The organism is Streptomyces sp. NPDC001933 (assembly GCF_042890955.1).
Taxonomy (GTDB): Bacteria; Actinomycetota; Actinomycetes; order Streptomycetales; family Streptomycetaceae; genus Streptomyces.
Genome location: NZ_JBIASS010000027.1, coordinates 49,323 through 75,519 on the forward strand (window position 1 = coordinate 49,323; position 26,197 = coordinate 75,519).

Below are 26,197 nucleotides of genomic sequence, written 5' to 3' on the forward strand. Positions count from 1 at the left end.
CGGGTGCGACCCGCCGGTCCTCCGGCCGGTGCGGCGGTCGGGTTCCCGCTTTCGGGCGTCGGATCAGGCGAGTCCGCGGAGCATGAGGTTCCAGTAGAGGAACGGCAGGCCGCGCCGCTTGAGGTACCACATGTCGGTGCGTTCACGGATGGTGTTGATCACCGGGATCGACGGAGTGGGCTGACCGCTGTAGTCGAACTCGGCGAGCAGCATCTTGTTGCGGGCCGTGGTCAGCGGGCATGAGGAGTAGCCGTGGTAGGTGGCGGTGGGTTCCCGGCCGTTCATCGAGGCGAGGAGATTCGCGACGACCACGGGCGCCTGCTTGCGCACGGCCGCGCCGGTCTTGGAGTTCGGGGACGATCCGACGTCTCCGAGGGCCCAGACGTTGGGGTACCTGACATGTCGCATGGTGTGTTTGTCGATCTCGACGTAGCCGGCCGGGTCGTCTGCTCCGGCGAGCGGGCTGCGCTTGATCCATTCCGGGGCGCTCTGCGGTGGGACGAGGTGGGCCATGTCGTACGGCAGATTCTTCCTGCCTCCGGTGCCCAGCTCGGTGACGACCACCTCGCGGGCCTCGGGACGCACCTCGGTGACTTCGCTTCCGTAGTGGACGTTGATGCCGTACCGGCGGACCACGTCATCGAGCACGCGCGCGAACTCCGGAACTCCGAAGATGGCGGCACCGGGTATCACGAGGTGGACGTCGATCTTGCCGAGGACACCCTGTTGCCGCCAGTAGTCGGCGGCGAGGTATGCGATCTTCTGCGGGGCACCGCCGCACTTGATGGCTCCCGTCGGCATGCTGAACACCGCGCTGCCCGAGCGGGTCCCGCGGATGAAGCGCCAGGTCGCGGGAGCAGTGTGCGGCAGGTAATTGCTCGACAGGCCGTCCTTGCCGAGCCCGGCCTCCAGGCCCGGCACCCGATCCCAGTCCAGCTGGATGCCGGGGCAGACCACCAGGTGGTCATAGGAGACGGTGCCGGTGTCATCCAGCGTCACCGTCTGGGCTTCGGGGTCGATGGAGACCGCGGCACGGCGGATCCACCGCACGCCCTTCGGCATCACGGTCTCCTGCGGGCGGACACTCTCCTTCAGCGGCGCTCGTCCGCCGCCTACCAGCGTCCACAACGGTTGGTAGTAGTGGTGAAGGCTCGGGTCGAGCACTGCGACGTCCTTCTCACCGGCGCGGCGGAGCCGAGCCGCGACCGAGATACCTGCGGTCCCGCCGCCGATGATCACGGTCCGGTGGTGCAGCTTGGTCACCAAGGGAACCCTCCGATCAAATGTACGTACATTCACGTTAGGCGGCCCGGCGCCGACAAGCAAGCCACCTTTGGAAGAATCGCAGAAATTGTACGTACATTTAAGTGCGGCCTCAGCTGAGCGCCCCTCCGCCTCACGCGCGGCCGGGCCCCTCTTCTCCCTGGCCCGGGCGCCACGCCCCGCCCTCCAGCAAGGGTCTCCGCCGCAATCCAGTGCTCAAGCTTCCCAGCGGGAGACCTTCTCGCCGCCGAAGGCCATGTGTCCGTGGCCGAGCGCGGCAGCCGCTCGGCCACCACCTTGGCGCAGGTGGCGAGGCTGCGGCCGCTGGAGGTCCGTACGGCCGCGAGCAGGCGCCGGGAGCGCACGCTCGTTGAACTGAACGTAGCGGCAAGGAAACGGAGTTGGGGCCCGCCGACCTGCCCGGCGGGCGGGAGGCAACGCCGAGGCAGCACCTGCTCCCCTTCCTCTCACGGCCGTCCGGCCGCTTCCTTGAGTCAGAGCCCGACCGGGACCGCCGACCGGCGGCTTGCGTCCGCGCATCTGGCTCTCCGGATCACGGACCGGACGTCGCAGAACTGGCCGGTGTCCTGGCGGTGAGTCTTGAGCTGACGGATGAAGGGTCGATGAATCGCTTGCTCGTGCTGAAGCGATCGGTGGTCTCCGGCAGGGCAAGCTTGCCGGAGCCGTTGAAGGTGAGGTCGTCGGTCAGACCTCGCTCGGCGAACGTGCTGTAGACGCGGGAGAAAACCATCCTGCTCGCAGTCCGCCGCGGACGGCCGGACAGCCTCTGCAAGCTCGCCGCACAGCGATGCTGTCATGGGGTTGTGGCTGTGCTGCCCGGCGTGCGCTGGCGTTGGGCGGCGGCGAGGAGGGCGGTGATGGTGGCGGGTTCTTCTCCGGTCAGGGAGGCGATGGTGGTGGCCGGGTAGTGCAGCACGTGGTGGAACAGGACGCTGTCGTCCTGGAAGGATGCGGCTGTGGGGCGGGGGCGTTGGTTGGTGAGGATGGTCAGGCGTGCGGTGAGGAGTTGCCAGGCGTGGGAGGTGGGGTTGGGGCGGGCAACGACGTGGCGGGTACAGCGACAGGGTGCGGCGGGGTACGGGAGCCCAGGCGATCCGCGCGGCGTACCGCGTGGACGCGGGTGGTCGCACACGGCGGAGGAGGCGCTCAGCGTCGGCCGAGAACGCTTCACCGTTCGCGTACAAGTCCTTCAAACAGCAATGCCCTGATGTTCGGCGGTATCACCTTCCGTGTGGCCCATCCAGCCGGTGTTCGCCAGTCCGCTCGGCGAGCCATGTGGGATCGCACAGGAGCAAGCCGTCGTCCGGCTTGAGGGGCGACGAGCCGGTGGCCAGTGCCGTGTCGGCGATGTGGTTGCCGAGCTCCCCGCAGGGCAGATCGAAGAAGGAGTTCGGCGTCGTGGGTTGGCGTGGGGAAATTGCCCTACGCAGAGCGTCGACCGTCAGCAGGCCGGTCGCCTCCCTGATCGCCTCGGTGGTCAGGACGCTGAAGATGCGTACCGTCTCGCCCAGATTCTTCCAACCGGCAAGGTCGAGCAGCCCGGGTTGCACCTGCAGGGCGGAAACCTCGGCCGCCTGAACACGGAGGGCCACCAGCGGCCAGGGCCCGTGGGGTAAGGCGACCAGGATCAGGGCCTGCTCGCACACCGCGTCGAGCAGCCGCATGGCTTCCTCGGCATGTTCCTCGATCATCGCCCGCGCTTCCCACCCTTGCCGGGCCGTAGCGGTGGAGATGAGCGCGTGCACGAGCAACGGTTCTACGAGATGAAGAACCATGTCTCGGCCTAGGAAGACGGTCTCCGGGTCGGGAACGGTATCTCTGTCGCCGAAGTTCGGCGGCTTGGCGATCACCAGTCGGGCGCGGGCGCTGTAGTCCACGGGCCGACGCAGGAAGTCGTCACGCAGTGTGCCGGTGGATCTCGGGCGGGCCATGAGCGAGTCCGCGAGGCTGACGAGCTGTCTCCCGTTGGCGTCCCGTGTCGGTTCCGGCTGGCGGCCGCTGTTCAGGAGCGCGCTGACCTTGCGTTGGAGTAGGCGGCGTGCGCCCATCAGCACGTCCATGGGGGCGCCGAGGTCGTCCAGGCGGCGGAGCTGGGCGGACTTGGAGAGCACCGCGCTGTAGAGGCTGTTGAGGTCGCTCTCTATCGTCCGGTGGCCCTCGATGACGTGGGGTCGCAGATCCGGAGGCAGGACCGGCAGCATCTGAAAGGTGACGGTGTCCGGGGACAGGCCGGACGGGATGGCACCGCCGGCTCGACGTAGAAGGATGTTCACCGCCTGTCCGCCCGTCACGGCTGTGGCCTGGTCCTGGGCGGCGGTGGCGCCCCACTTCTTGACGCTCAGCAGTTGGCCGGTGGTTAGCGCCGTGGGGCCAGGGTCGGTGACCAGGACCAGCTCGCAGTCGGCGAGCTGTTGGACCTCCTGCTCGGTCAGCCGTAGCGAGCGCGCGAGCCTGGCGCCGGCCGGGCCGCCGAGGCACCAGCTGTGGACCACCGGCACGGGGAGTTCGATGTGGCCGAGGCGACGGCCCCGCTCGTGGGGCATGGTCGGCGTACGTCCGCAAACGTCGCATGTCGCGTCGGCGTCCCAGTTGCGGCGGCGCTCCCCGCAGACGCACTCGTCCTCGCGGTCCTGGCCGAAGATCTGCTGGCAGAAGAGCCCGCCCGGCCAGGGGCGTCTGGTCCGCATGTTGTAGAAAACCTCGCTCACCACCTCGCCGTGCGAGAGCCGCGCCACGTCGACGTCGGTCATCAGACGCAGGCCGATCCGATCGGCTTCGAGCCGCGGCACGACGCGGGCGGCGCGCAGCGTTGCGTCGAGCCGACGGATGGCGTGGGCCGGCGAGTCGCGCAGAGTGACGGGCCGGTGGTGGGGTGGCCCGAGCGCTCTGCCGCCTTCCTCCAGTGCTGTGCGCAGGTCGTTCCGCCAGTCCGGACAGTCACCGCGCGGTCCGTAGATCTCCATCGCCAGGTGTCGGGCTCCGTGTGCGAGGAGCCATTGGAACTCTCTGGGCTCGATCATCTGGGCGCTGTCGCCGGCTCCGCTCGACAGCGGCTGGTCGAAGACCAGGGAGTAGTCGCCCGCGGACCGGGCGCCGGTGTCCGGTCCTGCAAGACCGTGAGCGGCAAGGCGGATCCGAATGGTGTGGCCGGTCTCGCCCGGTGGCGGGGCCCAGGGGTGGTCGGGCGCCACGACCAGGTCCGGTTCGTCAGGGCTGCCCGCGAGCCGCCGGAGCGAGGGCCCGCCCGCGAGACCGCACACGACCGCGGAGGCGCCGGACTCGTCGTCCAGCGTGTCCCCCTGCTGCACCGGCTGGTCGACGGCGACGGTGACGGTGATGCGCGTCCCGGACCCGCCACCCCGCAGGTGCCGACCGGGCACCACCGGGATCGCATCGGTCGCCAGAGCGCCGCTGATCCGCTGCGCCAAGACGTGCCCGGGCCGCCGTCCGGGCATCTCCAAGGACCTGTTCAGCAGCGCCTTTCGCAGCGCCTCGTCACCGAAGACGGCGTACAGCAGGCGCTCCTCGGGGGTGCGCAGCGATTCGTCATCCGCCACCGGCGAGGCTGCACCCACCAGGAGCTGTCCAGGTCGCACCGGACTGCCTGGGGTGATCAGGCCCTCGTTGCCAAGGCTCGATGCCCGCTCGGGGGCCACAATCGGCGGTCTTGAGGTGAGGACGGTGCCGTCGGGCAGCGTCGTGCTCGCCTGAACTAGTGTCGGGATCGACAGCCCGTCCGGGTCCGCCAGCCGCTCGTTGGCCAGGGCCGCCCTGCCCCGCAGGCTCGGTGAGGCGACGACGGTGCACTGCGCGGACACCGCGCCGCGGCTCACCAGATCGCCGAGTGCGAGATCCCGCACGGTCACGCGTTGCAGCCGGCTCCAGAACCCGCGCGTGTACGCGGAACTGCTCCGGTACTCGGACCCGGTCCAGGGCCGCCGTCTGAGGGGACGGGTCTGCCGGGGCGGGCCTGCGATCACGTCCTGCCGTAGTTCATCGGCGAACTGGGCGTATCCCTGGCGGTATCCCAGCAGGGTGCGGCGCAGCAGGGCTTCGAGGATGGGCCGGAGTTCGGTCCGGCCGTCGTAGCGAAGTGTGTCCTTCAGGCCGAGGAAACGGTCCCCCGGAGGCCGCTGGTACCACGGCTCCGCGCTCGGGCTCGTCCAGAAGACGGTGGGTGCGTTGAAGACGATCTCACCGTTCCGTTCCCGCAGGCCGATAGGGAGCGGTAGGTGCATCAGCAGGTGGCTCGCCCGCTTGGTCGGACCCTGCTCGTCCTCGACGACGAGGTCCAGGGTGAGGGGAACGAGGAAGTCCTCGGGGCCGGCTCCGCCACGTCGCACCTGCCAGAGGTTCGCCAGGGTCACCCTGGTTCGGCAGGTGGGGCAGACGACGTAATCGAGAGACCCGGCGCAGGTGGGGTCCGGGCAGCCGGGTGTCGCTTCGGTGATCCTGCCGTGCCCCGAGACCGCCGTACAGGAACAGATGTGGTCGTAGCGCCGGGCGAGGCCGGTCAACTGGCCGCAGAAACAGCTCCATTCACCGAGCTCGTACCCGGCCAGCCGCAGAGCAGTGGCGGAGGTGGCGGTGAAGAAACGCCCCAGAACCTTGTGCAAACCGGTGTCGAGCCGCTCGTGCGGGAGCCGGTCGATCTGGAGGAACTCGGCGAACTCCCGGCAGTGCTGCTGCTGGACATGCGTGCTCTCGGGGGTGCCGAAGGGGCGCTGCTCCAGGAGGAGTACCTGTACGTACCTGACCAGATCAGGTCGGCGCATCAGGGAGTATGTGCGCGCGATGTGCAAATCGGCCCGCAGCGCGTTGACACCGAACACGCGCTGTCGCAGGCGCCGGAACTCCTCGTCGAGGATCGTGTCGTGGAGGTCGTCGCCACGCCCCTCGTCCGCCGCCAGCCGGATGGCGTTCTCGATAGTGTAGGGCGTGGGGTACTGACGCCAGTTCCGCACATGCGCCGAGAGATCGGCACGGGTGCGCCCGCTGGACACCAGTGCGCTGACGTCGTCGCGAATGGACCGCATCCGCTATCCGATCCCCGCGCGGCCCCGGAAGTACTGCCGGAACCGGTCGTGGCAGAAGCTGTACTCCTCGCTTCCCCTCTGTACTTGCACGCCTGGCAGGGCCCGCCGATGAACCAGCAGGAAGCGGTGGATCTCCCGCAGAATGGTGTCGAAGTTCAGCCAGTTCAGCCCCTCGACCAGGTTGTACAGATCGAACGCGGAGAGCGTGCCGGCTTCCAGCAGGAACCCCAGGATCTCGACGTGCTCGGTGCGGTGGGCGCTGCGGTTGAGCTGCTCCAACTGCTGGTCCAGGTAGCCTTCGAGGCCGGTGGGGGTGCGCTCGACGTTGTCACGCGTGAGCACGCCGACGGCCGCGTCCTCCACCAGGAACCGCACATAGAACGGATCGCCCGCAGAGACGCGGTGTATCTGTGCGACGAAGTCCGCGTCCTCTGCCAGCCCTGCCGCCGCACCGCCCGCCATCTGGAGCAGTTTCACGAGCGCCACCTCGTCCAGGCCCTCTAGCCGCAGGTGCAGGCCCACGTCCGCCGGGGACAGCGCGATGTCGCTGAGGCAGGACCGGTCGCCCTGGGCGCGGCCCGAGAGCACGAGCACCAGGCCGTGCGGTAGCCGCCGCGGCAGCAGGGTGCGGAGTTGGTCCGGCGGCTCTAGTTCATCGACAGCGTCCAGCACGACGACCGTCGGCTCTTTCGGCGGACAGGCGATGAGACCGCGGAACTGCCGCTCCAGGCTCTTCAGCCCGCCGCCGCGCGTATGGGCGGGGTCCAACTGCTCACAGAGGCACTCCAATACGTCCTCGGGGCTGGTGGGGTCGAACCCGCCGCCCCTGCGCCGGTATGCCTGGCTGATGAAGTGGTAGCGGAACTCGGGATTCCGCCTGACCAGATCCGCGAGGAGGGAGGTCTTCCCGAATCCCGAGAGCGCCTCCACGAAGACGTAGCCGGAGGCGCGATCCCGGATGAACTCCGTGATCCGTGCGCTCTCAGCGTGACGCCCTGCGAACAACCGCGTGTGCGTCTCGATGAGATCGCGGAAGAAGTCCCGCGCCGAGGGATCCTCCGCTGCCCCCTGGCGGCTGGCGTCCACCGCCTGCTCCCACAGCTGCAGCAGCGGGTCCAGATCCATCTTCAGGGCATTCGCCAGCGCAATCACTGTTGCCCTGGTCGGAATGTTCGGTCCATTGAGCGCCTTGCTGACGGTGGTGTGCCCCAGGCCCGTCAACCTCTCCAAGGCGATCATCTTGACGCCCCGCGCATCCCGCCGATCCCGTAAACGCTGTTGGAGATCGGCCAGCACAGCGTCGCCATCGAACATGTCCTCCAAGGACCGCACCGGGCCTCCTTGACTATCAGCCATATCGATGAGTAATCCCGTACATGTTCGTTCGCCCGAACGCCAGCGTACGGCGGCTTCGGCATCTTCGTTCTCGGACAACAGCCCTTCAGGGAACGGAGAATGACCCATGTCTGTCTCGCTGGCCTCGCCGCCCGTGCACGCCCTCGCTCTCCTTGTCGCGGTCCTCACCGCAGCTCTTCTCGCACTCCTGGCAGCGATCTTTGCCGGGTTCCTCGCTCACTGGGACGGCGCGTCCCTCCCCAGCGCCCTGCTCCACGCAGGCACAGTCTTCGGCGCCGCCCTCACCCTGCTCTGCAGTCTCATCGCCCTGGGGGTCGCCACGTTGACCTGACGTCCGCCCCCCAGTGAGTGGGCCGGGCGCGGGGGTCGGCGGTGCAGCGGTTGACGGTAGCGGCCGTTCCGCTTCGAGGCGGCTTATGCTGGATCGTCGGCAACCCAACGATCGGCATCGGGCGGCGGCCGGCCCCGCCGGACCGCACCAAGGCCCTGGCCGAGAACCAGATCGCCGCCCTGTGGCGGCTGGACGTCTCACTGCGGGAGAAGACGCAGTGGAAGATGCTCTACGAGTCGGCCGCGCGGGCCGATGAGGTGCTGTGCCTGAACGTGGAAGACCTGTACCCGCAGGACAAACGCGGGAAGATGCGCTACGCCCGCCCTGGCGTCGACTCGGTCGCCAGGCACGTCGCCGAACGCGACCCCGCCGCCCGGCGCCGGTGAACCTCCAGAACCTGCTGGTGGGTTACTTGCTCTACCGGGCCGTGAAGTGCCGCCGCATCAGGTGTCTCTTGAGCGACGGGCCAGGAACTTTCCCAGTTCCCACAGGAGCAGGAGCGCGAGGGCGGCCAGCAGCGCCCAGCCGAACTGCCGTGCGTTGATCTGGGTCGTTCCGAGGATGCGGCGGAAGCCGTCCATCTGGGTCACCAGGACCGCGAGTACGAACTGGGCCAGTGCCACCCAGTTCATCTGCCTGCTGTCGAAGGTGGACGTCGTCAGCACCGAGTCCATCTCGCTGCGACACTCGAACGCGGCCACGATCAGGCAGAGGGCGAAGGCGGTGAACGCGATCGACTGACCGATCTCAGTACTGTCGAAGTGGGTCTGACCGAGCTTGATCAGTCCGAGCAGGACGACGGTGATCGCGAGCCCGCCGAGTCCGACCGTAACCACTACGGGCCGGGTGAGCACGGACTCGCCTCGCGGACGCGGCCTGCGTCGCATGAGCCCGGGGCTCTCCCGGTCGAAGCCGAGCGCGAAGCCGAAGGAGGCGTTGACGACGAAGTGGATCCACAGCACCTGCGGCGGGGTGAACGGCTCACCGGCGGCGATGTTGAAGACGGTGGCCCCGAGGAAGGTCAGGACGAAGGTGACGAGCAGGAGCAGAACGAATCGGATGTACTTGGTGAGGTTGTCATAGATTCTGCGGCCCTGCTCCACGGCGTAGACGATGGTGGTGAAGGCGTTGTCGGAGAGGATCATGCGTCCGGCGTTCTTCGCCACGTCCGTGCCGCTGCCCATGGCGATACCGATGTCGGCGGCTTTGATGGCGGGCGCGTCGTTGACGCCGTCCCCGGTCATCGCCACGACCTCGCCCTTCTTCTTGAGGGTGTCGGCGAGCAGTACTTTGTGCTCCGGCGCGACGCGCCCCACCACACCGATGCCGTCGATGCGGGCGAGCTGCTCGTCCTCGCTCATGGCGGCGAAGTCGGCGCCGAGGACCGCCTCGCCGGGGATGCCGAGCTGCCGGGCGATCGCCGCGCCGGTGGTGACGTCGTCACCGGTCACCATACGGACCCGGATGTGCCCCGCCTGCGCGCCGGCCACGGCTGCCCTGGCGTCCTCGCGGGGCGGATCGACCATGCCGACGAGGCTGGTCATCCGCAGCTCGGTGATGTATGCGAGGAGGTCGCCGTCCGGATCGAAGCCGGCGGGGTCCAGATCACGGGTGGCCGCAGCCATCACCCGGCGTCCCTCGCTGCCCATCCGCTCGGTCTGCGCGTCGGCGCGCGCGCTCAGTTCGGCGTCCCACGGTACGGTCTCGCCCGCCGCGAGCGCGGTGGCTGCCCGTTCCACCACTGCCGGGACCGCGCCTTTGACGAAGCACCGAACGATCTGCCGTCCGGAGGCGTCGACCGCTTGGTTGAAGGTGGCCATGAGCTTGTAGTCGGGGTCGAACGGCAGCGTGGCGAGCCGGGGAAGTCCCTCCCTGGTGGCGTCGATGTCCAGCCCGGCCTTGTGCGCGAGCACCAGCAGCGCGCCCTCGGTGGGATCGCCCACCACCTCGCCGTCCACCAGCTTCGCGTCGCTCGCCACCACGTACGGGAGGATCGCATCCTCGATGCCTGCGGAGGCCCCCGCGGCATGGTGGATCTTCCCGTCGAGCCCGTAGCCGGTGCCCGAGACGGTGTACCGGTCGGTGGGACTCAGGACTTCGACGGCGGTCATCTGGTTCATGGTCAGGGTGCCGGTCTTGTCCGAGTTGATCGCCGACGTGAACGCCAGGGTCTCGACGGACGGCAGTTCCTTGACGATGGCGTTCCGCTTCGCCAGGTTGAGGCTGCCGACGGACAGAATCGCCTGGGTCACGGTCGGCAGGGCCTCGGGGATGGCGGCGATGGCCAGCGAGACCGCGCTGACGAACAGCACGTCCCAGGCCTGGTCCCGCTGCCGCCCCAGGACGAACATCACGATCATGGTCAGGGCCGCCGCCCCCGTGATCCACAGCGTCAGGGTGTCGAGTTCCTTGGTGAGTGGCGGTACCTCTTTCTCGGTGGCCGACAGCATCCCGGAGATCTTGCCGACTTCGGTTGCGGCGCCGGTCGCGGTGACGACGAGCACTCCGCTGCCGTGGGTGACCGGGGTGTTCATGAAGGCCATGTTCGTCCGGTCGCCGGGTGCCGGCAGGGGGCCCGGGAGTGTGCCGGCGTTCTTCGCGGAGGGGACGCTCTCGCCGGTGAGTGCCGACTCGTCGATCTGCAGGGCACTGGCCTCGATGATGCGTCCGTCCGCCGCCACCTGGTCCCCGGCGGTGATGAGCACGATGTCGCCGACGACCAGCTGTTCGGCGGGGATCTCGGCCTCCGTGCCGTCCCTGCGTACCCGTGCCGTCGACTTCATCATCGATTGCAGCGCGTTCATCGCGCTCTCGGCCTTGCCCTCCTGGCGCAGGCCCACGACAGCGTTCAGCAGGGTCAGGACGATCAGCAGGACCGCGGTGGTCCACTCCTTGATGAGCAGCGAGACGACCGCCGCGGCCACGAGGACGATCTGCATGTAACTGCGGTACTGCGCGAGGAACCGGCGCCAGGCCGGAGGTCGCTTCTCCTCGGGCAGCGAGTTCGGGCCGTGCGCGGTCAGGAGCTGCGTGGCCCGTGCCGCGGAGAGACCGACTGCCGGATCGACGCCGAACGCCGCTGTGACCTCCTCGGGAGGGCACGCGTACCAGTCGTCTTCCGAAGCCCGGGGCTGTTCTCCCACGGAACTCGAACGCACCGTCATAGTTCTGCCTCCGATCCGTGGCCGCGGCTGCGTCCGGGCCGTTCGCGCGCCGCTCCGACAGGTCCTAGCCGCGCTTCTTCTTCGGCCGGTCTTTCCGCCCAGTGGCCCGCGCGGCTGATGGATGCCGGTCGGCGTACGGATCGGCCGGTGCCCCGGCAGGGGCCTCCTGCTCCAGTTCCCGTTTGGTGACGAGCAGCTCCTTCCGTGCCTCTTCCCCGACGTCGGGGAACTGAGGATCGATGTCCATCAGGGTGTGCGCGAGGATCGCCGCCGCGCAAATCCGCCCGAACCACTTCCGGTCCGCCGGCACGACGTACCACGGCGCCCACTCCGTACTCGTGGCCGACAGCATCTCGGAGAACGCGTGCTGGTAGTCGTCCCACCGGCGCCGCTCCCGGACATCGGCCGCGGAGAACTTCCAGTTCTTCTCCGGCCGGTCGATCCGCTTCAGGAAGCGGGTGCGCTGCTCCTCCTTGGACAGGTTCAGGAAGACCTTCACCACCTTGAACCCGTTGTCCGTGAGATGGCGCTCCCAGTGGTTGATCTCCCGGTAGCGCCGCTGCCATATGTCCGGCCCGCGCGTGTCGTCCGGCAGCTTCTGCCGGACCAGGTTCTCGGGGTGGACCCGCACGACGAGAACCTCCTCGTAGTGCGAGCGGTTGAAGATGGCGATCTCGCCGCGCGTGGGCAGGCGCTGGGTGTAGCGCCAGAGGTAGTCGTGGTCGAGTTCCTCGGCGGAGGGCACCTTGAAACTGCTGACCCGCACGCCCTGGGGATTGACGCCGCTCATCACATGGCGGATCGTCCCGTCCTTGCCACCGGCGTCGAGTGCCTGGAGACAGAGCAGGACGCCGTACGTGTCCTGGGCAGCCAGCCGCTCCTGGTACTCGGCCAGCAGCGACACCCCGGTCCGCAGCAACTCGATCCCGTCCCGCTTCTTCAGACCCGCCTTGTAGCGAGGATCGAAGTCCCGCTCCAGGCGCACCCTCGACCCCGGTTTCACCCGGAGTGGCGCGATGAAGTCCGCGATGCGTTCGGCTCTCTCGTCCGACATCACGATCAGTCCTTCTCTGGTCCGGGGTGAGCGCGGCGCGTCTCGGGGGCCGCCCTGTCGTCGACAGCCTGACCGGGAGCGGTGCGGCAAGCGGCAGCCAGCACCCTCCGGGACCGGCGTTCGACCAGGATCGGGACGTAAGCTCTGACCCTGGCCTGGTGGAAGGAGTCGTAAGCGGTCCTGACTGTGGTCTCGACGGTGACCGCGTCGACCGAGGGGTAGACGGCCCTCAGCCGCGCCACCATGTTCCGGATGGACACCAGTTCGTCCTGCGAGCCGGGCGGCGGTACAGCCGCAGGCCCTGCGGGATCGGTGCGCTTCACCGGCCCGGGGCAGCGGCTCAAGCCCCCGACGGGGCGGCATGCACGGACGTCAGAAGTCTGTTCTTCGACCGTCATGGCCGCACGTGTCCCATCTCCCACGACCTCCAGACCGCAGAACCACACATCCCGCCACAGCCGTGACAGGATCCCTCGCGCTCATTGTCTGTTCGCCCGGACAAGATCGCCCCCTGAGGCCGGGGGCGGGAAACCGCCGAGGGAAGCGTCGGCGCCGCGGCCGGGCCGCTGATCGAGGGAACCCAGGCCGCGGCCGGCGAGCTGGTTGTTCTCGTAGAACGTGACCATCCCGGTCAGCAGTGGCATCTCCATCCGTAGCCGCTCGGCCACCGACGGGGTGAGCCGCTCCCCGTTGGCCAGCACCTGCCCGCTCCTGCCGACCGCGACCGACAGCACCTCGCCGTCCGGGGTGAAGTGGTACTTCGTCTCCGTGCCACCCTCCATCAGCCCGGTGTCCACCGCCCGGTCCCAGGCCCGCAGGACGCGCTCCATCTCGGCCTGCGGGAACGGCGGGGCACTGTCACGTTGACTGCCCGGCCTGGGATGATCTTCTGGTTGGTCGTGCTGGGAGGGGTCGTCCGTGGACAGCGCGCCGCCGTCGTACAAGGGGCACCGGTACCCGGTGGAGATCATCGCGCACTGCGTGTGGCTGCACTTCCGTTTCCCGCTGTCGTTCCGCGAGGTCGAGGAGCTGATGCTCGAACGCGGCGTGAAGTACCTGTGGCGGGCCGTCGAAGCCGACGGCAACGTGCTCGACATTTTGGTCCGGGACCGGCGGGACACCGCTGCGGCCAGGCGGTTCTTCCACAAACTGCTCAAGAGGACCTGCTCGGTGCCGAGGGTGATCGTCACCGACAAGCTCCGCTCCTACGGCGCGGCCCACCGCGAGATCATGCCCTCCGCAGAACACCGCGCCCACAAGGGTCTGAACAACCGGGCCGAGAACAGTCATCAGCCGACGAGGCAGCGCGAACACGCGATGAAGGGCTTCCGCAGTACCGGCGGGGCCCAGCGGTTCCTGTCCGCGTTCAGCGGCATCTCACCGCACTTCCGACCACGCCGCCACCTGATGACCGCCACCCGATACCGCACCGAGACGACCACCCGCTTCGCCATCCGGGACGAGATCACCGGCGCCACCGACCAGCCCATCGCAGCGTAAGCCAGGCCCCCACCCGCCCCCTGCACACCCTGACGCGCCCTCAATCGATCAACACCGCACCAACGTGACAACGCCCAGTGGGAGGGTGAGGTGGATTCCTGCGTGGTCGCGCAGGGCGTCGGCGAGGTCGTGTCGGTCGGCGACCGGCCACTGGTGCTTGTCCACGGCGAGTTGCAGCGCCACCGAGTGCTCGAACACGATGGGCAGACCCTTGCGTTGGAGCAGGTCAGTGTCTGGGAGGGAGTTGCCGATCGCCAGGGACCGGGGCCAGTCGCTCACCTGGCCGGCGGCCAGCTCGGCGGCGATCTGCTGCTTGCGGCTGATGACGTCGGCTGCGACCTGGCCGGTGTACAGGCCGTCCTCATCGGCGAACGTGGTGCCGTGGAAGTGCTCTATCTCCAGATCCGCGGCAAGATGCCGCAGGACCTCATGGGGACCGCCGGAAATAAGCATCGAGGTGAAGCCGTGTTCGCGCAGCGCCGCGACGAGCGGGCGGACAATGGCGAACAGGGTCGACCGCCGCTGCTGCCAGACCTGTTCGGCGACGGCGGCAACAAGGCGGCACGGCACATCCGTGAACATCGCCGCGAACAGCTCATGGGCGCGCCCAGCGGAGGCGTACGACTCCAGTTCGGCGCCGTCCGGCGAGGTCAGGAAGGCACGCAGTGCCGCCAACCGGTCAACGGGGCACAACCCCGCAGCAACCAACGCCCCCGGCAGAGGCGCCGCCAGCGCCCCTGATAGCAGACTGCCATCGACGTCCAACGCGGCGATCTTGTCCACAGCACCGATTCCAGCAAGGCGTCCCTCCGGCTGTCCCTGGCCTTGGGCTGGGACAGCGACGACTACCAGAAGGCCGTCGTCTCGATCGAGGCGAAATCGTGGTACCGGGACGCGGTCTGCTGGAGGACGGAGAGACACAACCTGGTCGACCTCAGCGTTCCGCGCGTCACCGGAACGCTGACTTTGACCGGTCCCGACGGAGCGGTGATCGGCACCGAGGAGATCATGGCGGAAGGCGTCAAGCCGCCCTACCCGATCTCCTTCACCCGCGAGTTCGCCCTTGCCGGCCTGCCCGCCGGTCGCTACACCGTTGCCCTGACCGGCGCGGTCGAGACCGGCGGCTTCCAATTCAGCGGGGACGACAGCACGGTGAAGCTGGACGACCGCACCATCGCCTTCGACGTCGGGGCCTGATCCGAAAAGCGCCACGATCTCCCGGTCGGTGGCCCGCTCGCCCTTCTTGCGCAGCACCTTCACCCGTGCCGGGGCCGCATCCGGTAGCCGGTCAGCCCCTCTCCCCCAGCCCGCTCCGGCAGGTCCCAGAGCTCCGCGACCTCGTACAACTGGGCCATCACCGCAGACGGCACCGCCATCGTCGTGATGCCGTGGAGCAGGCACTGGCGCACCTCGGTCGCCACTTTCTGGATCCGCGCCGACTGCCAAGTGGGCTCCGCGCCCGGCCCCGCCGGCACCAGGTGCCGGAGGCGGACGTCTTCTTGCGGCACGTCCGCGCCGCAAGAACGCACGAGACGCGGTGCGCGCCTTACTTGGTCGTGTGCGTGGGGTAGACCTCAACGTCGGTGTAGGCCCCCTTGATGTCCCCCGCGCCCGCAGGCCATTTCAGGGTCACGGTGTGGGTCTCGTTCGGGGGCGTCACCAGGATGTTGGTCGGGGACGCGAGGCTGTCGCCGGTGTTGTCGATGTCGTAGGCGAGGTTGAAGACAGCGGCGTCACCGGGCTTCAGGGTGGTGATACGCGGCTGGGCGTGGCCGCGCTCGATGGGGTTCGAGGTGTTGTCGGCGTCCTTGATGTCGACGCCCGCGAAGCCCGTCGCCGAGCAGGTGGTCGAACCCCGGTTGACCATGGTGATGTCGATCCTGCCGGAGTCCTCGTCGGGCGCGGCGTCCGTGGCGTCGATGGCCAGGTCCTCCGTCTTGCAGAACGTGACCTTGCCGCTGGTCGTCGTCGCGCCGTTCGCGGCTGCCTCTGCCTCGGTGTCCTCACCGGAGCCCGACTTCGCGTTGCCGGCCTCCGGGCCGCCGGAGCCCGATCCGCCCTCCGTTTTCGAGCCACCGTCCGAGGACGAAGAAGACGAGGACGAGGACGAGGAGCCCTTGGAGGACGAGTCCTTCCCCGAGCTGTCGCTGCCACAGGCGGTGAGCGAGAGGGTGGCGGCGACGCCGATGGCGGCGAGAGCAGTGATGCGGGTGTACTTCACAGTGTTCCCCCAGGAGTAACGCTGGTGCGTGCGGTCGGAAATATTTGTATCCCGCACCGAGTCACAGGCGGTCCTCCATGACGTCTTCGTTCCGTCACAGGCCCTGGCCGGCCGACGGTGCTCGGTCAAGGCCAAGGGCGCCCAGCCGAAGGTGCGCCGCCGCGGCGTCACCCGCGCCGACTACGTGCTGGAGACGGTGTTCTGGGACGCTGGCACCGCCCGGCTGCTGCCCCGGCTGCTCAAGGGCCGCCCCCGCGGGCCGGTGTTCGTCACCCACCGCCGCCCCGGCCCCGGCCCCGGCCCCGGCCCCGGCAAGGTACTCGCCGCCCGGGACGTCTGCCCGGACACCGGCCTGGCCCGCCTCTCGTACTGCCAGGCCCGCGCGCTGCTCGACCAGCACACCGCCCACGCGGGGCCGGGCACCGGCTGGGACCTGCACAAGTACCGCCACTCCTCCCTGACCCACCTCGGCGAGAAGGGCGCCTCCGAGCTGATGCTGATGGCCAAGTCTCGACACAAGAAGGCCGAGAACCTCCCCCGGTACTTCAAGCCCTCCCCAGAGGTCATTGCAGATGTCACCAGCCTGCTCGCTCCCGAGGGCGTTCGGCGCTGACCGGCCGTCCGGGGGATGCTGCTCGTGTACGCCATCGGTCAGTCGTATCGTGCCGCACGTGCCCGGCGCGCCTCCGGCCGCGCCCCGAGTCCCGTCCGTCGATCCGTGCTCTCTCGGTCAAACTCTCTGCGCGCACAGCACAGTTGATTGCCTGCGTCTCCCGTAGCGTGCCCGGTGCGCCGGGCACGCGTACCCGCCACGACGTCCGAGGGTCCGAGCGCCTCGTCGAAGCACCAGGACACAGGGAGATGACCCGATGGGATCGAAACAGCGCATTCGCCGTGGTGCCGCGGCTCGCGCGGCAGGAGTGCTCTTGGCCGGGTTCGGTCTGGTGGTCGGACTCTCGGCCCCGCCCGCTGCGGCGACCGAGGGCGGTTGGATCAACGAGGGCGGCGCCGCGCGGTCCCCGTCGGCCATGACCGCGCTCTGGCACGACGGAGGGACGTACGAGGCCGCCCGGGGCGAGGACGACCAGATCTGGTGGCGGTTCGGGAACGGAAGCTGGCAGCGGATGCCCGGCAACTCCGGCACCCGGCGCCCACCGACGCTGGCGGTTGCCGATGTGGACGCCCGCACCCAGCGCGTGATCATGTTCCGGGTCGGAGACGACGGCGCCGGCTACTACAGCCTCCTTGAGGACCGCGACGCCAACCGGTGGACCGGCTGGCGCAGAATCCCCGGGGACCTCCGCCTCACCGCCAGGATCTCCGCGACCTACACGACCAGCGGAGTGGAACTGGCCACGGAGAACAACGGTTGGCTCTACACCCAGCGGATGGACCTCCGGTCCGGCCTGCCGCGTTTCCAACCCGAATGGGAGATCCAGCGCTTCCGAGGCTCGGACGTCGGCGTCACCAGCAACTTCACCTTCAGTGCCGGCGAGCAGACGTTCTACGCCTCGCGGGGTCTGACGAACACGGTCCGCATCGCCCGCACTCGCCCGGGGGACGGCAGGAATGCCCGGTACATCGATCTGCCCGGCGGGGGCCGGTGCGAGTCGGTGGCCATCGGCCGGGGAGGGGACCCCGGACATCTGGCCACCAGCCCCTTCGACCCCGGCTACGCGGCTCAGCAGAACATGGCCATTGGCTGTATCAGCCCCGGTGACCGGCAGCTCTACCTCAACCGTTCCACCGACGGCGGCAACACCTGGTCCGGCTGGGCCCACAGCAGCGGCGGCCCCTCCCCCTCCTCCGCGGCACCCGAGATCCACGGCTTCCCCGGCGGCGAGGTCTTCGCCGTCTTGTCCTGGGGCAGCAACACCGCACCCTTCAAACGCCACATGATCGTGATGAAACGCGTCATGTGACTTCCCCCGGCCGGGGCCCGCACCACGACGAGTCGCCACCGGGCGCCAGCCGCGCTCATCCCCGCTCCGGCCGGTCAGGATCGCGCAGGGGCCGCAGCCCCGCGGGCATCTCCGGGAGTAGGAAGCTGTACCGGCCGAGCATGTTGACGTGGTGCCGGACGAACGGTGAGAGCCGGGCGACGTCCCGCTCGCGGACGTCGAAGCCGTCGGCACGGAGCCGGTCGAGGGCGGCGTCTGGCTCTGTTGATGACGAAGGGCAGCGTTTCTCGGGCAGTTCGGGAGGCGCGTATGCACTCCAGCGGGCCCGAATGTCGATGAGTCCGGACGGCACGCTCCAGACTCGGCGTGACCAAATTCCCGTCTGCGCGCCCCGCACGGAGGCAGGCTGAGGTCAAAGATGCCGGCTACGGGGTCAGGTGGCCGGGGGGACCAGCTCCGCTGCCGGCGCGGAGGTCTCCGTGGGGACTGTTTCCCGTACTCGTCGATACCGGGATTGAGCCACCGAAGGCGCCTCCCAAACCCATCGAGAAGCGCCTTCACTCCTGCGGCTCTGGCACACATTCCGTGACGGGTTCACCCTACGTATTCGAGTTCTCCAGCCTTGAATCGATCCCAGTTAGCGTAGAGCGTTCGCGAAGACCGCGCGGTTGGCGGCTGTGTGTTCGTGTTCACGCCAGGACCAGGCGATCCGGGCGAGGATCTGCCCGCTGTCAGCCACGCGTGGGTCTGGAGCGTTGAGATGTTGGTGCCACCAGAGGACGTTGCGGTTTTGGCGGTCGAGGATGGCGTCAACGAGGTTGCCGCGCTCGGAGGCATCGAGCCCGTAGGAGTCGGCGAGAATCCTTACCTGGCGTGCCTGTGCGTGGGGGGATGCGGCTTGCGGCTTGGAGGAGATGCACCAGGTCCAGGCCATGTACCCGAGGTCTTCCAGGGGGTTGCCAGGTGCTGCTGTATCGAAGTCGATGAAGGCCACTGGTCGACCTTGGTGGAAGACGACGTTGTTCGGTCCTGGATCGTGATGGCAGACGACCGGAAAGGTTCCGGTAAGACGGCAGCTGCGAGTGGCTTCATGCAGCGAGCGCAGAAGAGCGCCGGCAGCCGCAACCTGATCGTCTTTCCAGAGCTGGAATCTGGCTGGTACTCGGCCAGGCACGTAGGTAAATGTGTCGCGGCCTGCGCTGTCGAGTCCGAAATAGCGTGGTGCGCCTTTAAAGTTGCGTTGTTGAAGGTGGTTGAGCAGTTCGGCGACGAAGGCTGATCTGGCAGTGACCGGCCTGCGGACGGTGTCGCCAACGCGGACGACCCCCGGAGTGATACGCCCTCCGGGCAGTGGAACTTCGCCCTCTCCTGTGTGCATGGCACCAGCTTCTCGCCTTCTGGCCGCTCCGGGTGACATCCGTTTTGAGCGTCGAAGCTCGTTCACGGAGCGAGCAGCACGCGTTTCCGGAGGAGCTGGATCCGGCGCGGCCGAACATCTGGCGTTTGAGCATCTTGATCCGGTTGATGTGTCCTTCGACTACGCCGGAATTCCAGGGCAGGGTGAGGCCGGCGATGACGGCATCGTGGTCGCGGTCAATGCCCGCGGCGAGGGTGTGCAGGCTGGGCAGGTCGTCCCTGCGGACAGCATCGAGCCATTCGGGAAGCCGTTGGCCCTGGCGCTCAGTGAGCATCTGAGCGAAGGACCGGACGTGTCCGGTGAGGGCGTCGAGTTCGGGGCAGTTGGCAAGGACAGCTTTGAGCCGGAGTTGTTCAATCTAGGTGAGGGATTCCGGGCGGCTGAGGATCCATCTGGTCACCACCCGCGGTGCCGGTGGCTGTGCGGTCACCGGGCGGGGCGAAGTGCGCTTCTTCCTGATGTAGGCGCTGACGATGCCGTAACTGCCCTGGCAACCGAGCGGGACGATCTCCTCCCAGAGCTTCCAGGCGATGGTGCAGCCCTCGTTCCAGCGGTCGTCCAGGCAGGGCTTGTACTCGTCCAAGGCGGAGGGCTTTTGACGGTGCGACGAGTCATGTGGAGCTGGCGCCCGATGGAACGGCGGCTGTGGTTGGCTTCCAGCAGTACATGGACGGTGGCGTGCCTGGCTCGGATGCGGTTGGCGAACCGGTCGCTCTGCCAGGGGGAGGCAAGCTCTTCGGGCGGAGTGGGCTCGATGCGTTGTTCCTCAGCTGGTTCGGGGATGACGACGCGCAGGCACTGGCGGTGGCGGGCGACGGCCCGTTCGGCGGCCTGGCCGAGGTTGTTCCAATGGTGCCAGCGGTCAGCAACCTGGGGCGCCCCGGCTGTGGCACCTTGCGCAAAGAACGGAGCCCGGTTCCGGCAGACCACTTCGATCCCTGACCGCTCTGTCAGCCACTCGGCCGGACTGGACGCCTCCCGGTCGGGCAGCAGATCCACTGGCCGACGGGGTCTCGACATCGACCAGCACCGTGCCGTAGACGCGGCCCTTGTGCGTCGCGTACTCGTCGACGCCGACCACCCGCGGGGACGGTGTATCCGGCTCGGGCAACGCGTCGAGCAGGCGCAAGATCGTGCTGCGGCTGACGGACACCCCGAAGGCCCGTGCCATCCGGGCACCGGCCCGGCCGGCGAGGGCGAGACCGACCGCGGCAAGGGTCGAACGCAGGCCCTCGGTCCACCGGCTGTGCCGCCGGGTCAGCCCCGGCAGTTGCTCGACGAACGTCCGCCGCCCGCACGAAGCGTTCCGACAGAAGAACCGGCGGACCTGTAGAGAGAGGACCACTCGCCGTCCCGCGCTGGGCACATCGGCAGGAAGCCGCAGGTAGGAGCTATGTATCCGGCTCGACCGGCTGGCACAGTCTGGACGCCCAGCCCCGGCCGCCGTACACCGGGCCTTGACGCGTATCGCCTCGTTGTTCACGTCCACCGACAGCACCGTCACATCCGCGAGCAACGGGAACAACAGCTCCTGCAGCCGGAGTAAAGTTTCTTCCACGACGTTGAACTGTCGGCCACACCGAGATCGGCACCGGTCGTTCTCACGTAACTTCCAGGAGATTGATCCGAGCGGCAGCCATCACTCAGCGTGCCCCCTCACGGAAAGCGAGCCAGAACCACTACTGCTCGATAAAGCCAATCAGGAAGCAGTGGCCGTCGTGGGGGCTTCTTGGAGAGACTTCTGGGCATGCCTGACAACTCGCTGTTCGTCGCTGGCCTCACAGGTGTGACGGCGATCGCGGCCAGTTCGCTGGCGAGCTGGCTGACCAGCAGGGGTAACGCCCGCGCTGCTCGAGTCCAGGTCGATGCGACTACTGAGGCGCAACGCCGCGAAGGCGCCCGTCAGACTCGGCGGGCCGCCTACCTGGAGCTCATTGAGCAGGCCCAGGTCGTCGCTGACGGACTCCGAGGAGTCGACGGTCTCTCGATCACCGGGTGTGAAGCCGCATTGGCCGCTCACCGTGACCGGCATCAGCAGTTGCGTCGGGCGGTGACACTGGTTGACCTGGAAGGCCCTTCCGCGGTCCAAGTCGCAGCATCGAACCTGTTGATCATGTCGGGCACGCTCGCCACAGCTCTAGCGGCCATGGCCGAGAACGCCAGCCGGGAGAACCGCCGTGAGTTCCAAGAGACGTTACGTGCCTACATTCGGCTGATCACGCCCTTCGTCGATGTAGCTGCCGCAGCACTGAATGAGACGTAGGCGCGCTGGTGAGCACGATTCGGAGCGGCCAACCTTAAAGCACAAGCTCCGCGATGGTGCGGTACCCGCGTGGTGCCCGCCCCCGCGAAACGCCCAGCGGGCGGCATCCGCATAGGGTCCGCGACAGCGTGCCGGCCCGGTCGAGTACCTGATCTTGTTCGGGCCGCAGGGAGAGCGCCTGCGACCGCGCACCCCGGCCGCCCCCGGCCTCAGGGCCCAGTAGCAAGCAGAGAACGAATGGCCTGACGCCCTGGATATGCCCGGGATGCCAGGCCTCTTCCTCGCTGTCCTCAGCGGCGTCGGGGTGGCGGAAGAGGCGCAGGCTCTGGCCGGGGTCGCTGGCCTTGATGTTGAACAGGTAGCGGCCCAGGAAGATGCGTCCCTCGTTCCGTGGTCGAGCGGATGGAGCGCTACGGCAATGGTGAACTCGACCTGGAGTTCAGGCAGATCGCCATCACTGCCGATGCCGTCCGCTCCGGCCGGCTCACCACGCACGACGTCAACACCCGCGACGTCAACTACAAGCGCTACCGTGAGGAGCGCCTGCGCGAAGGCATCGACCCGCACACCGCTGTCGAGGTCGAAGCCCTCCGCCCCAAGCTGCTGCGGCAGCGGCGTGACGAGGCGATCGAGGGCCTGGCGGACGACGTCCGGCAGTGGAACATCGAGGCCCGCACCGAAGAGGCCGAGCGGGAGCTGCTGCGCTCCCTGCAAGGAACAGTGAAGAAGATCGTCCAGCACACCGCGCATGGGAACCTCCTGCTGAGTTGGGAGACGTTCGGCGGTCCGGCCGGGAAGCACCGCCATCGGCGCGTCGTGGACGATGGTCTACGGCAGGCTGCCCACTGCCAGCCAGCTGTCCGCACATCGTCGGGAGATCGGTTCGCGCTGGCGGCGCCTGGCGCCGGGACGACAGGCCCTGCTCGTCCTGGCGCACCTGCGGTGCGGTGACACCTACGCCCGCCTCGCGGCCGGGTTTTGCATCGGGATGGCGGCCGCGTACCGGTACGTCCGCGAAGCCGTCGAGGCCCCGCGCCCAAGACGTCACAGCGGGCGACGCCCGCATAGACCGGGCGTAGAGGAACGCATCGATGGCGATTTGCCCGACATCGACCGCCGCTCGTTCGTCCTCGGTCAGCGGGATGGGGCGGGCATGCGCTGCAAGGTCTCCTTGGCTTCCAGTAGTTGCGCCTTGCTGCAGCCCTTCGGAGCGTAGAAGTCGCAGCGGGCGCAGGCCGCCCTGTGCTGGCACTGCTCGAAGAAACTGCAGGTTCACCAGGCGTGGCCCAGGTCGAAGTACTGCCAGGGGTCGCCGGTGGCCGCCGGTCCGGTGACGATGTACACCGGTCCTTCAGCCCAAAGTCCATGGCGGCTCTCTCCTGGCCGATCGTGCGGACCGTACGGCCTACAACATCGCCTTCTGGGGTTGGGTGGGCACCACGATGACTGTGGTGGTCCCGGCAGCCAGGGCTGCCTTGAACTCTCGCTCCAGGTCCTCGGTGGTCTCCACGTCGACGGCACGGCATCCGAAGCCGCGGGCCACGGAGGCGATGTCGATCCCAGGCAGGTCGAGTCCCGGAACGCCCGGCGTCTCCTCCAGCACCGCGAACGACTTGAGGATGGAGTACTCCTGGTTGCGCATGACCACGTAGACGATCGGAAGGTTGTGCTGCGCCGCCGTCCAGATGGCCTGGACGGAGTACTGGAAGGAGCCGTCGCCGATCAGGCCGACGACCGGCCGTTCGACGCCCCTGTCCCGGTCGCCGAGCGCGACCCCCACCGCAGCCGGGGTGCCCCAGCCGATACCTCCGCTTGCCGTGGCGAAGAACGATCCGGTCCTGACCGTCGGAAGCCACTCGACCTGCTGCGCCATCGTGGACGTCGATTCGTTGACGATGACCGCGTCGGACGGTCGCACCCTGCTCAGGGTGGCATAGACCTCCGGTGGAGTGAGTGGGCTGTTCGGCACCTGCGGCAGCTCACGGGGCCGCGCCATCGGCTCCGGAGCGGTCCGCGCGGCCCCCTCCGCAACCATGTCCAGGAGCAACTCGATCGCCTTCATGGGATCGCCCAGAAGGCTGTCGCCCACGCGCGCCGCCGCGGCAACACTCTGATTGCCGGTGATCTGCAGAAGCTCCGTGCCCTCCGGCAGGTACAGGCCGGGCACGTAGGGGTAGTACCGGAACACCTCCGCGCCGATCACCACCACCAGGTCATGTCCCGCCAGCCGATCGCCGATGGTCTTCACCGACATGCCGAGCGGGCCGCAGAAGAGGGGGTGGTCTTCGGGGAACGAGGCGCGGTCCAGCAGCGGGGCTCCGTAGACGGCGGCGCGCAGCTTCTCCGCCAGCGCGACAGCTGCGTCCCAGCCGCCGCTGCGGTCGACCTCCGGCCCGAAGACCAGCGCGGGACGACAGCTGGCGGAGATGCGGTCGGCGAAGCCCCGCAGCCGCTCCGTGTCGGGGGCGACGCGGTCGCTCACCGTCCGCACACGGGCAAAACCGGAGAGGGGCCGCTTCCAGTCGTCCATGGGAATCGACACGTAGACCGGTCCCGCCGGCGGCTGCAACGCCTCCGCGTAGGCCCGCATGAAGGCCTCGGCGACGTCTTCGGCACGCGCCGGCTCGTAGGACCATTTCACCCATGGCTTCGGCAGTGTGGTGGCCTCACGGTTGCCGAGATACGGCTCCCCGATCACCAGTTCCCGGTGCTGCTGACCCGAGGTAATGATCAGGGGCGTGTTTCCGTGGTAGGCCGCCACCAGGTTGCCCACGGCGTTGCCGAGCCCGGCCGAGGAGTGCACGTTGACCAGTGCGGGGCGGCGGGTTACCTGGGCGTAGGTGTCGGCCATCGCGATGACGGACGCCTCCTGCAGGGCCAGGACGTAGGTGAAGTCCTCGGGGAAATCCTGCAGAAAGGGCTGTTCGGTGGAGCCGGGATTGCCGAAAACCGTGGTGAGCCTGAGGGTCCGCAGCAGGTCGTAGGTCACGGTACGGACGGTGGATCGCTCGGTCATTGTTGCTACCGACTTTCATGCTCGGGCTGGGCGTCGGGTTAACGGCCCTGCCAGTGAGGTGAGCGCCTCTCGGTGAAGGCTCCGGCCCCTTCGTCGGTGTCGTGGGACGCCAGAACCAGGGCAACGATCTGATCCTGCTCGACCAAGGCGTCCTCGTCGCGGGATGCGGTCCGTTCGGTGACGACACGATTGACTGCTGTCACAGCGAGTGGGACGTTGGTGCGTCGCAGGGGTGGCGGGTTCCATGGCCTGCTTCATGGCCTCTTGGCCCGTTCGGTGAGGTGGTGGATCAGGGCGAACCCGTACCGTTCAGAGACTCATCGCTGCTGGTCAAGCCGCGTATCTGTACTCGTTGATGACGCCGCCCAGTACTCGGGTGCGGAGGAGTCGGTGCGCGGTCAAGTCGGTCGAGGGCGCCGGGTGCTCCCCTGCGAGGGGAGGAAGTTGTCCCCGGGCCTGGTGGGGGGCGATGGCTGCTGCAGTGGAAGGCGTAGACGTCGAGCACGCGCCGAGCGTGGGCTTCGTTCGGGATCAGCAGGTGGTCAAGGGCCTCGCGCCGGAGTGTCCCGATGGCCCTTTCGCAGTGTGCGTTCATCCGTGGGGCCCGCGGCACCGTCTTCAGGGTCTCGATGCCCTCGGACGCGAGGACCGCGTCGAAGTACCCGGTGTACTTGCGGTCCCGGTCGCGGACCAAGAAGCGCAGCGAGTCCAAGCGCAGGCCCAGGTCGACGGCGAGGCTGCGGGCTTGCTGGACCGTCCACCGCGCGGTCGGATGCGCGTTCACACCAGCGATGTGCAGGCGGCGCGTGCCGTGCTTGAGGCTGACCAGCGCGTAGACCCGGCGAAGATCGACCAGGTCGATGTGCAGGAAGTCGCAGGCGATGACGCCGTCGGCCTGCGCCGTCAGGAACTCTCGTCACGTCGGCCCACCTCTACGGGGAGCAGGGCCTACTCCGGCAACAGTCAAGATCTCCCAGACCGTGGAGGCTACGATCCGATGCCTGAGCCGGGCGAGCTCATCTTGGATCCTGCGACACCCCCAGCGCGGATTCTCTGCGGCCAGCCGCAGCACCAGCTCTTTGATCGCCTTCGTGGTCGGTGGCCGGTCGGGCCTGCTCCGGCGCTTGCTGCAGTCCCACCGGCGCGCCACGAACCTTCGATGCCAAGCCAGCACGGTGCCCGGAGTCACCGGGAACACCTGAGCCCAACGACGCCGGGGTATCAACGAGGACAACGCCGCGAACCACAGCCGATCCGCCGGCTCGTAGCGCACCGGACCCGCAAGTTGCCTGCGCAACACCGCGTTCTCGTGCCGCAGGACAAGAAGTTCGGCTTCCTTGGTCACCTGCCGACGCAGCAGCGACACATGGACCGACAACAGCTTCCTTGTCACCCGGTAGACCAGCGAGACAATCACCCGCGGCATCTTCCTACGCGCCCCTGAGCGCCACCAGACCCCTACGACCTGCAGCCACGGATTTCTGAACGGCACAAGGTCCACCGGTGTGCGGGTCTCGACGTCGACCAGCACGCTCCCGTGGACGCGGCCTTTGCGCATCTGTCGGCGTACAAGTGAACGTCCCCACCCGCGTACGGATGAAAAGGGACAGTTGTTGATGCGTTGAGACCTGCTGCTCGGCACTCTGCTGCTTGG

The 26,197-nt window shown here is 68.2% G+C and carries 24 protein-coding genes and 5 pseudogenes; 10 read left to right on the forward strand and 19 right to left on the reverse strand.

Translation table 11 applies throughout. From position 1 onward, the window contains the following. Nucleotides 1–63 precede the first annotated feature (63 nt). The 5 genes from ACFYY7_RS38905 to ACFYY7_RS38925 form a co-directional block, all read right to left on the reverse strand. Nucleotides 64–1,263: an FAD-dependent oxidoreductase gene (locus ACFYY7_RS38905; RefSeq protein WP_388669140.1), complete on the reverse strand. Its 1,200-nt coding sequence runs from the start codon at nt 1,261–1,263 to the stop codon at nt 64–66. Nucleotides 1,264–1,816: 553 nt separating this feature from the next. Then, a complete protein-coding gene (locus tag ACFYY7_RS38910; protein WP_388669205.1) occupies nt 1,817–2,014 on the reverse strand; it encodes a hypothetical protein in 198 nt (65 codons plus the stop codon). A gap of 63 nt (nt 2,015–2,077) precedes the next feature. Then, nucleotides 2,078–2,455 (reverse strand): hypothetical protein, encoded by a 378-nt coding sequence (locus ACFYY7_RS38915; protein ID WP_388669143.1) that lies wholly within the window; start codon nt 2,453–2,455, stop codon nt 2,078–2,080. Nucleotides 2,456–2,504: 49 nt separating this feature from the next. Continuing rightward, the gene (locus tag ACFYY7_RS38920; RefSeq protein ID WP_388669146.1) at nt 2,505–6,320 is read right to left on the reverse strand and encodes a hypothetical protein; all 3,816 of its coding nucleotides are present in this window, start codon (nt 6,318–6,320) and stop codon (nt 2,505–2,507) included. Between the two features lie 3 nt (nt 6,321–6,323). Further along, complete coding sequence (locus ACFYY7_RS38925; RefSeq protein WP_388669196.1) at nt 6,324–7,634, reverse strand: helix-turn-helix domain-containing protein; 1,311 nt, start codon at nt 7,632–7,634, stop codon at nt 6,324–6,326. A 148-nt stretch (nt 7,635–7,782) separates the two neighbouring features. Between ACFYY7_RS38925 and ACFYY7_RS38930 the strand changes: the two genes are divergently transcribed. Both ACFYY7_RS38930 and ACFYY7_RS38935 read left to right on the forward strand, forming a co-directional pair. Beyond that, nucleotides 7,783–8,007: a hypothetical protein gene (locus tag ACFYY7_RS38930; protein ID WP_388669149.1), complete on the forward strand. Its 225-nt coding sequence runs from the start codon at nt 7,783–7,785 to the stop codon at nt 8,005–8,007. 41 nt (nt 8,008–8,048) lie between these two features. Further along, nucleotides 8,049–8,393: a hypothetical protein gene (locus tag ACFYY7_RS38935; RefSeq protein WP_388669152.1), complete on the forward strand. Its 345-nt coding sequence runs from the start codon at nt 8,049–8,051 to the stop codon at nt 8,391–8,393. 57 nt (nt 8,394–8,450) lie between these two features. Here the strand turns inward: ACFYY7_RS38935 and ACFYY7_RS38940 are convergent, their stop codons facing one another. From ACFYY7_RS38940 to ACFYY7_RS38955, 4 genes are all read right to left on the reverse strand, one after another. After that, nucleotides 8,451–11,171 carry a cation-translocating P-type ATPase gene (locus tag ACFYY7_RS38940; RefSeq protein ID WP_388669155.1) on the reverse strand — a complete coding sequence of 907 codons (2,721 nt, stop codon included), beginning with the start codon at nt 11,169–11,171 and terminating at the stop codon, nt 8,451–8,453. Nucleotides 11,172–11,235: 64 nt separating this feature from the next. After that, nucleotides 11,236–12,225 (reverse strand): polyphosphate kinase 2 family protein, encoded by a 990-nt coding sequence (locus ACFYY7_RS38945; RefSeq protein WP_388669158.1) that lies wholly within the window; start codon nt 12,223–12,225, stop codon nt 11,236–11,238. A gap of 5 nt (nt 12,226–12,230) precedes the next feature. Further along, nucleotides 12,231–12,623 (reverse strand): three-helix bundle dimerization domain-containing protein, encoded by a 393-nt coding sequence (locus ACFYY7_RS38950; RefSeq protein ID WP_388669161.1) that lies wholly within the window; start codon nt 12,621–12,623, stop codon nt 12,231–12,233. 81 nt (nt 12,624–12,704) lie between these two features. Further along, nucleotides 12,705–13,055, reverse strand: coding sequence for a hypothetical protein (locus ACFYY7_RS38955; RefSeq protein WP_388669164.1), 351 nt, complete (start codon nt 13,053–13,055; stop codon nt 12,705–12,707). An 88-nt stretch (nt 13,056–13,143) separates the two neighbouring features. Here ACFYY7_RS38955 and ACFYY7_RS38960 point away from each other — a divergent pair, with 88 nt between their 5' ends. After that, nucleotides 13,144–13,725 (forward strand): transposase, encoded by a 582-nt coding sequence (locus ACFYY7_RS38960; protein ID WP_388669167.1) that lies wholly within the window; start codon nt 13,144–13,146, stop codon nt 13,723–13,725. Between the two features lie 48 nt (nt 13,726–13,773). Here the strand turns inward: ACFYY7_RS38960 and ACFYY7_RS38965 are convergent, their stop codons facing one another. Beyond that, nucleotides 13,774–14,646 (reverse strand): HAD family hydrolase, encoded by an 873-nt coding sequence (locus tag ACFYY7_RS38965; RefSeq protein ID WP_388669199.1) that lies wholly within the window; start codon nt 14,644–14,646, stop codon nt 13,774–13,776. On the opposite strand from ACFYY7_RS38965, the gene ACFYY7_RS38970 reads away from it, so the two are divergent. Next, a complete protein-coding gene (locus tag ACFYY7_RS38970; RefSeq protein WP_388669208.1) occupies nt 14,551–14,922 on the forward strand; it encodes a hypothetical protein in 372 nt (123 codons plus the stop codon). The genes ACFYY7_RS38965 and ACFYY7_RS38970 overlap by 96 nt on opposite strands. 59 nt (nt 14,923–14,981) lie before the next feature. Here the strand turns inward: ACFYY7_RS38970 and ACFYY7_RS38975 are convergent, their stop codons facing one another. Beyond that, entirely contained in the window at nt 14,982–15,146 is a 165-nt protein-coding gene (locus ACFYY7_RS38975; RefSeq protein WP_388669170.1) for a hypothetical protein, read from the reverse strand. 125 nt (nt 15,147–15,271) lie between these two features. Continuing rightward, a complete protein-coding gene (locus ACFYY7_RS38980; RefSeq protein WP_388669173.1) occupies nt 15,272–15,946 on the reverse strand; it encodes a DUF4232 domain-containing protein in 675 nt (224 codons plus the stop codon). A gap of 103 nt (nt 15,947–16,049) precedes the next feature. On the opposite strand from ACFYY7_RS38980, the pseudogene ACFYY7_RS38985 reads away from it, so the two are divergent. Further along, nucleotides 16,050–16,559, forward strand: a pseudogene (locus tag ACFYY7_RS38985) (site-specific integrase); the annotation flags it as partial. 313 nt (nt 16,560–16,872) lie between these two features. Further along, entirely contained in the window at nt 16,873–17,868 is a 996-nt protein-coding gene (locus ACFYY7_RS38990; RefSeq protein ID WP_388669176.1) for a hypothetical protein, read from the forward strand. A 55-nt stretch (nt 17,869–17,923) separates the two neighbouring features. Here ACFYY7_RS38990 and ACFYY7_RS38995 read toward each other — a convergent pair. The 4 genes and pseudogenes from ACFYY7_RS38995 to ACFYY7_RS39010 form a co-directional block, all read right to left on the reverse strand. Next, a pseudogene (locus ACFYY7_RS38995) lies at nt 17,924–18,103 on the reverse strand (Tn3 family transposase); the annotation flags it as partial. A gap of 381 nt (nt 18,104–18,484) precedes the next feature. Beyond that, nucleotides 18,485–19,183, reverse strand: a complete 699-nt coding sequence (locus tag ACFYY7_RS39000) for an aminoglycoside phosphotransferase family protein (RefSeq protein WP_388669202.1) — start codon at nt 19,181–19,183, stop codon at nt 18,485–18,487. Then, nucleotides 19,077–19,538: a transposase gene (locus tag ACFYY7_RS39005; protein ID WP_388669179.1), complete on the reverse strand. Its 462-nt coding sequence runs from the start codon at nt 19,536–19,538 to the stop codon at nt 19,077–19,079. The genes ACFYY7_RS39000 and ACFYY7_RS39005 overlap by 107 nt, the downstream gene beginning before the upstream one ends. Nucleotides 19,539–19,622: 84 nt before the next feature. Then, complete coding sequence (locus ACFYY7_RS39010; RefSeq protein WP_388669182.1) at nt 19,623–19,847, reverse strand: hypothetical protein; 225 nt, start codon at nt 19,845–19,847, stop codon at nt 19,623–19,625. A 32-nt stretch (nt 19,848–19,879) separates the two neighbouring features. Here ACFYY7_RS39010 and ACFYY7_RS39015 point away from each other — a divergent pair, with 32 nt between their 5' ends. Then, nucleotides 19,880–20,206, forward strand: coding sequence for a hypothetical protein (locus ACFYY7_RS39015; RefSeq protein WP_388669211.1), 327 nt, complete (start codon nt 19,880–19,882; stop codon nt 20,204–20,206). Here the strand turns inward: ACFYY7_RS39015 and ACFYY7_RS39020 are convergent. Then, entirely contained in the window at nt 20,127–20,822 is a 696-nt protein-coding gene (locus ACFYY7_RS39020; RefSeq protein WP_388669185.1) for a transposase family protein, read from the reverse strand. The genes ACFYY7_RS39015 and ACFYY7_RS39020 overlap by 80 nt on opposite strands. Nucleotides 20,823–21,011: 189 nt before the next feature. Here ACFYY7_RS39020 and ACFYY7_RS39025 point away from each other — a divergent pair, with 189 nt between their 5' ends. From ACFYY7_RS39025 to ACFYY7_RS39035, 3 genes and pseudogenes are all read left to right on the forward strand, one after another. After that, the gene (locus ACFYY7_RS39025) at nt 21,012–21,527 is read left to right on the forward strand and encodes a hypothetical protein (RefSeq protein ID WP_351268124.1); all 516 of its coding nucleotides are present in this window, start codon (nt 21,012–21,014) and stop codon (nt 21,525–21,527) included. Nucleotides 21,528–21,660: 133 nt separating this feature from the next. Beyond that, nucleotides 21,661–21,750: pseudogene (locus ACFYY7_RS39030) on the forward strand (transcriptional regulator); the annotation flags it as partial. A gap of 600 nt (nt 21,751–22,350) precedes the next feature. Then, nucleotides 22,351–22,554: pseudogene (locus ACFYY7_RS39035) on the forward strand (transposase family protein); the annotation flags it as partial. Nucleotides 22,555–22,932: 378 nt separating this feature from the next. Here the strand turns inward: ACFYY7_RS39035 and mdlC are convergent. Then, complete coding sequence (gene mdlC / locus ACFYY7_RS39040; RefSeq protein ID WP_388669188.1) at nt 22,933–24,543, reverse strand: benzoylformate decarboxylase; 1,611 nt, start codon at nt 24,541–24,543, stop codon at nt 22,933–22,935. A gap of 330 nt (nt 24,544–24,873) precedes the next feature. Continuing rightward, a pseudogene (locus ACFYY7_RS39045) lies at nt 24,874–25,960 on the reverse strand (helix-turn-helix domain-containing protein). Between the last annotated feature and the right edge of the window lie 237 nt (nt 25,961–26,197).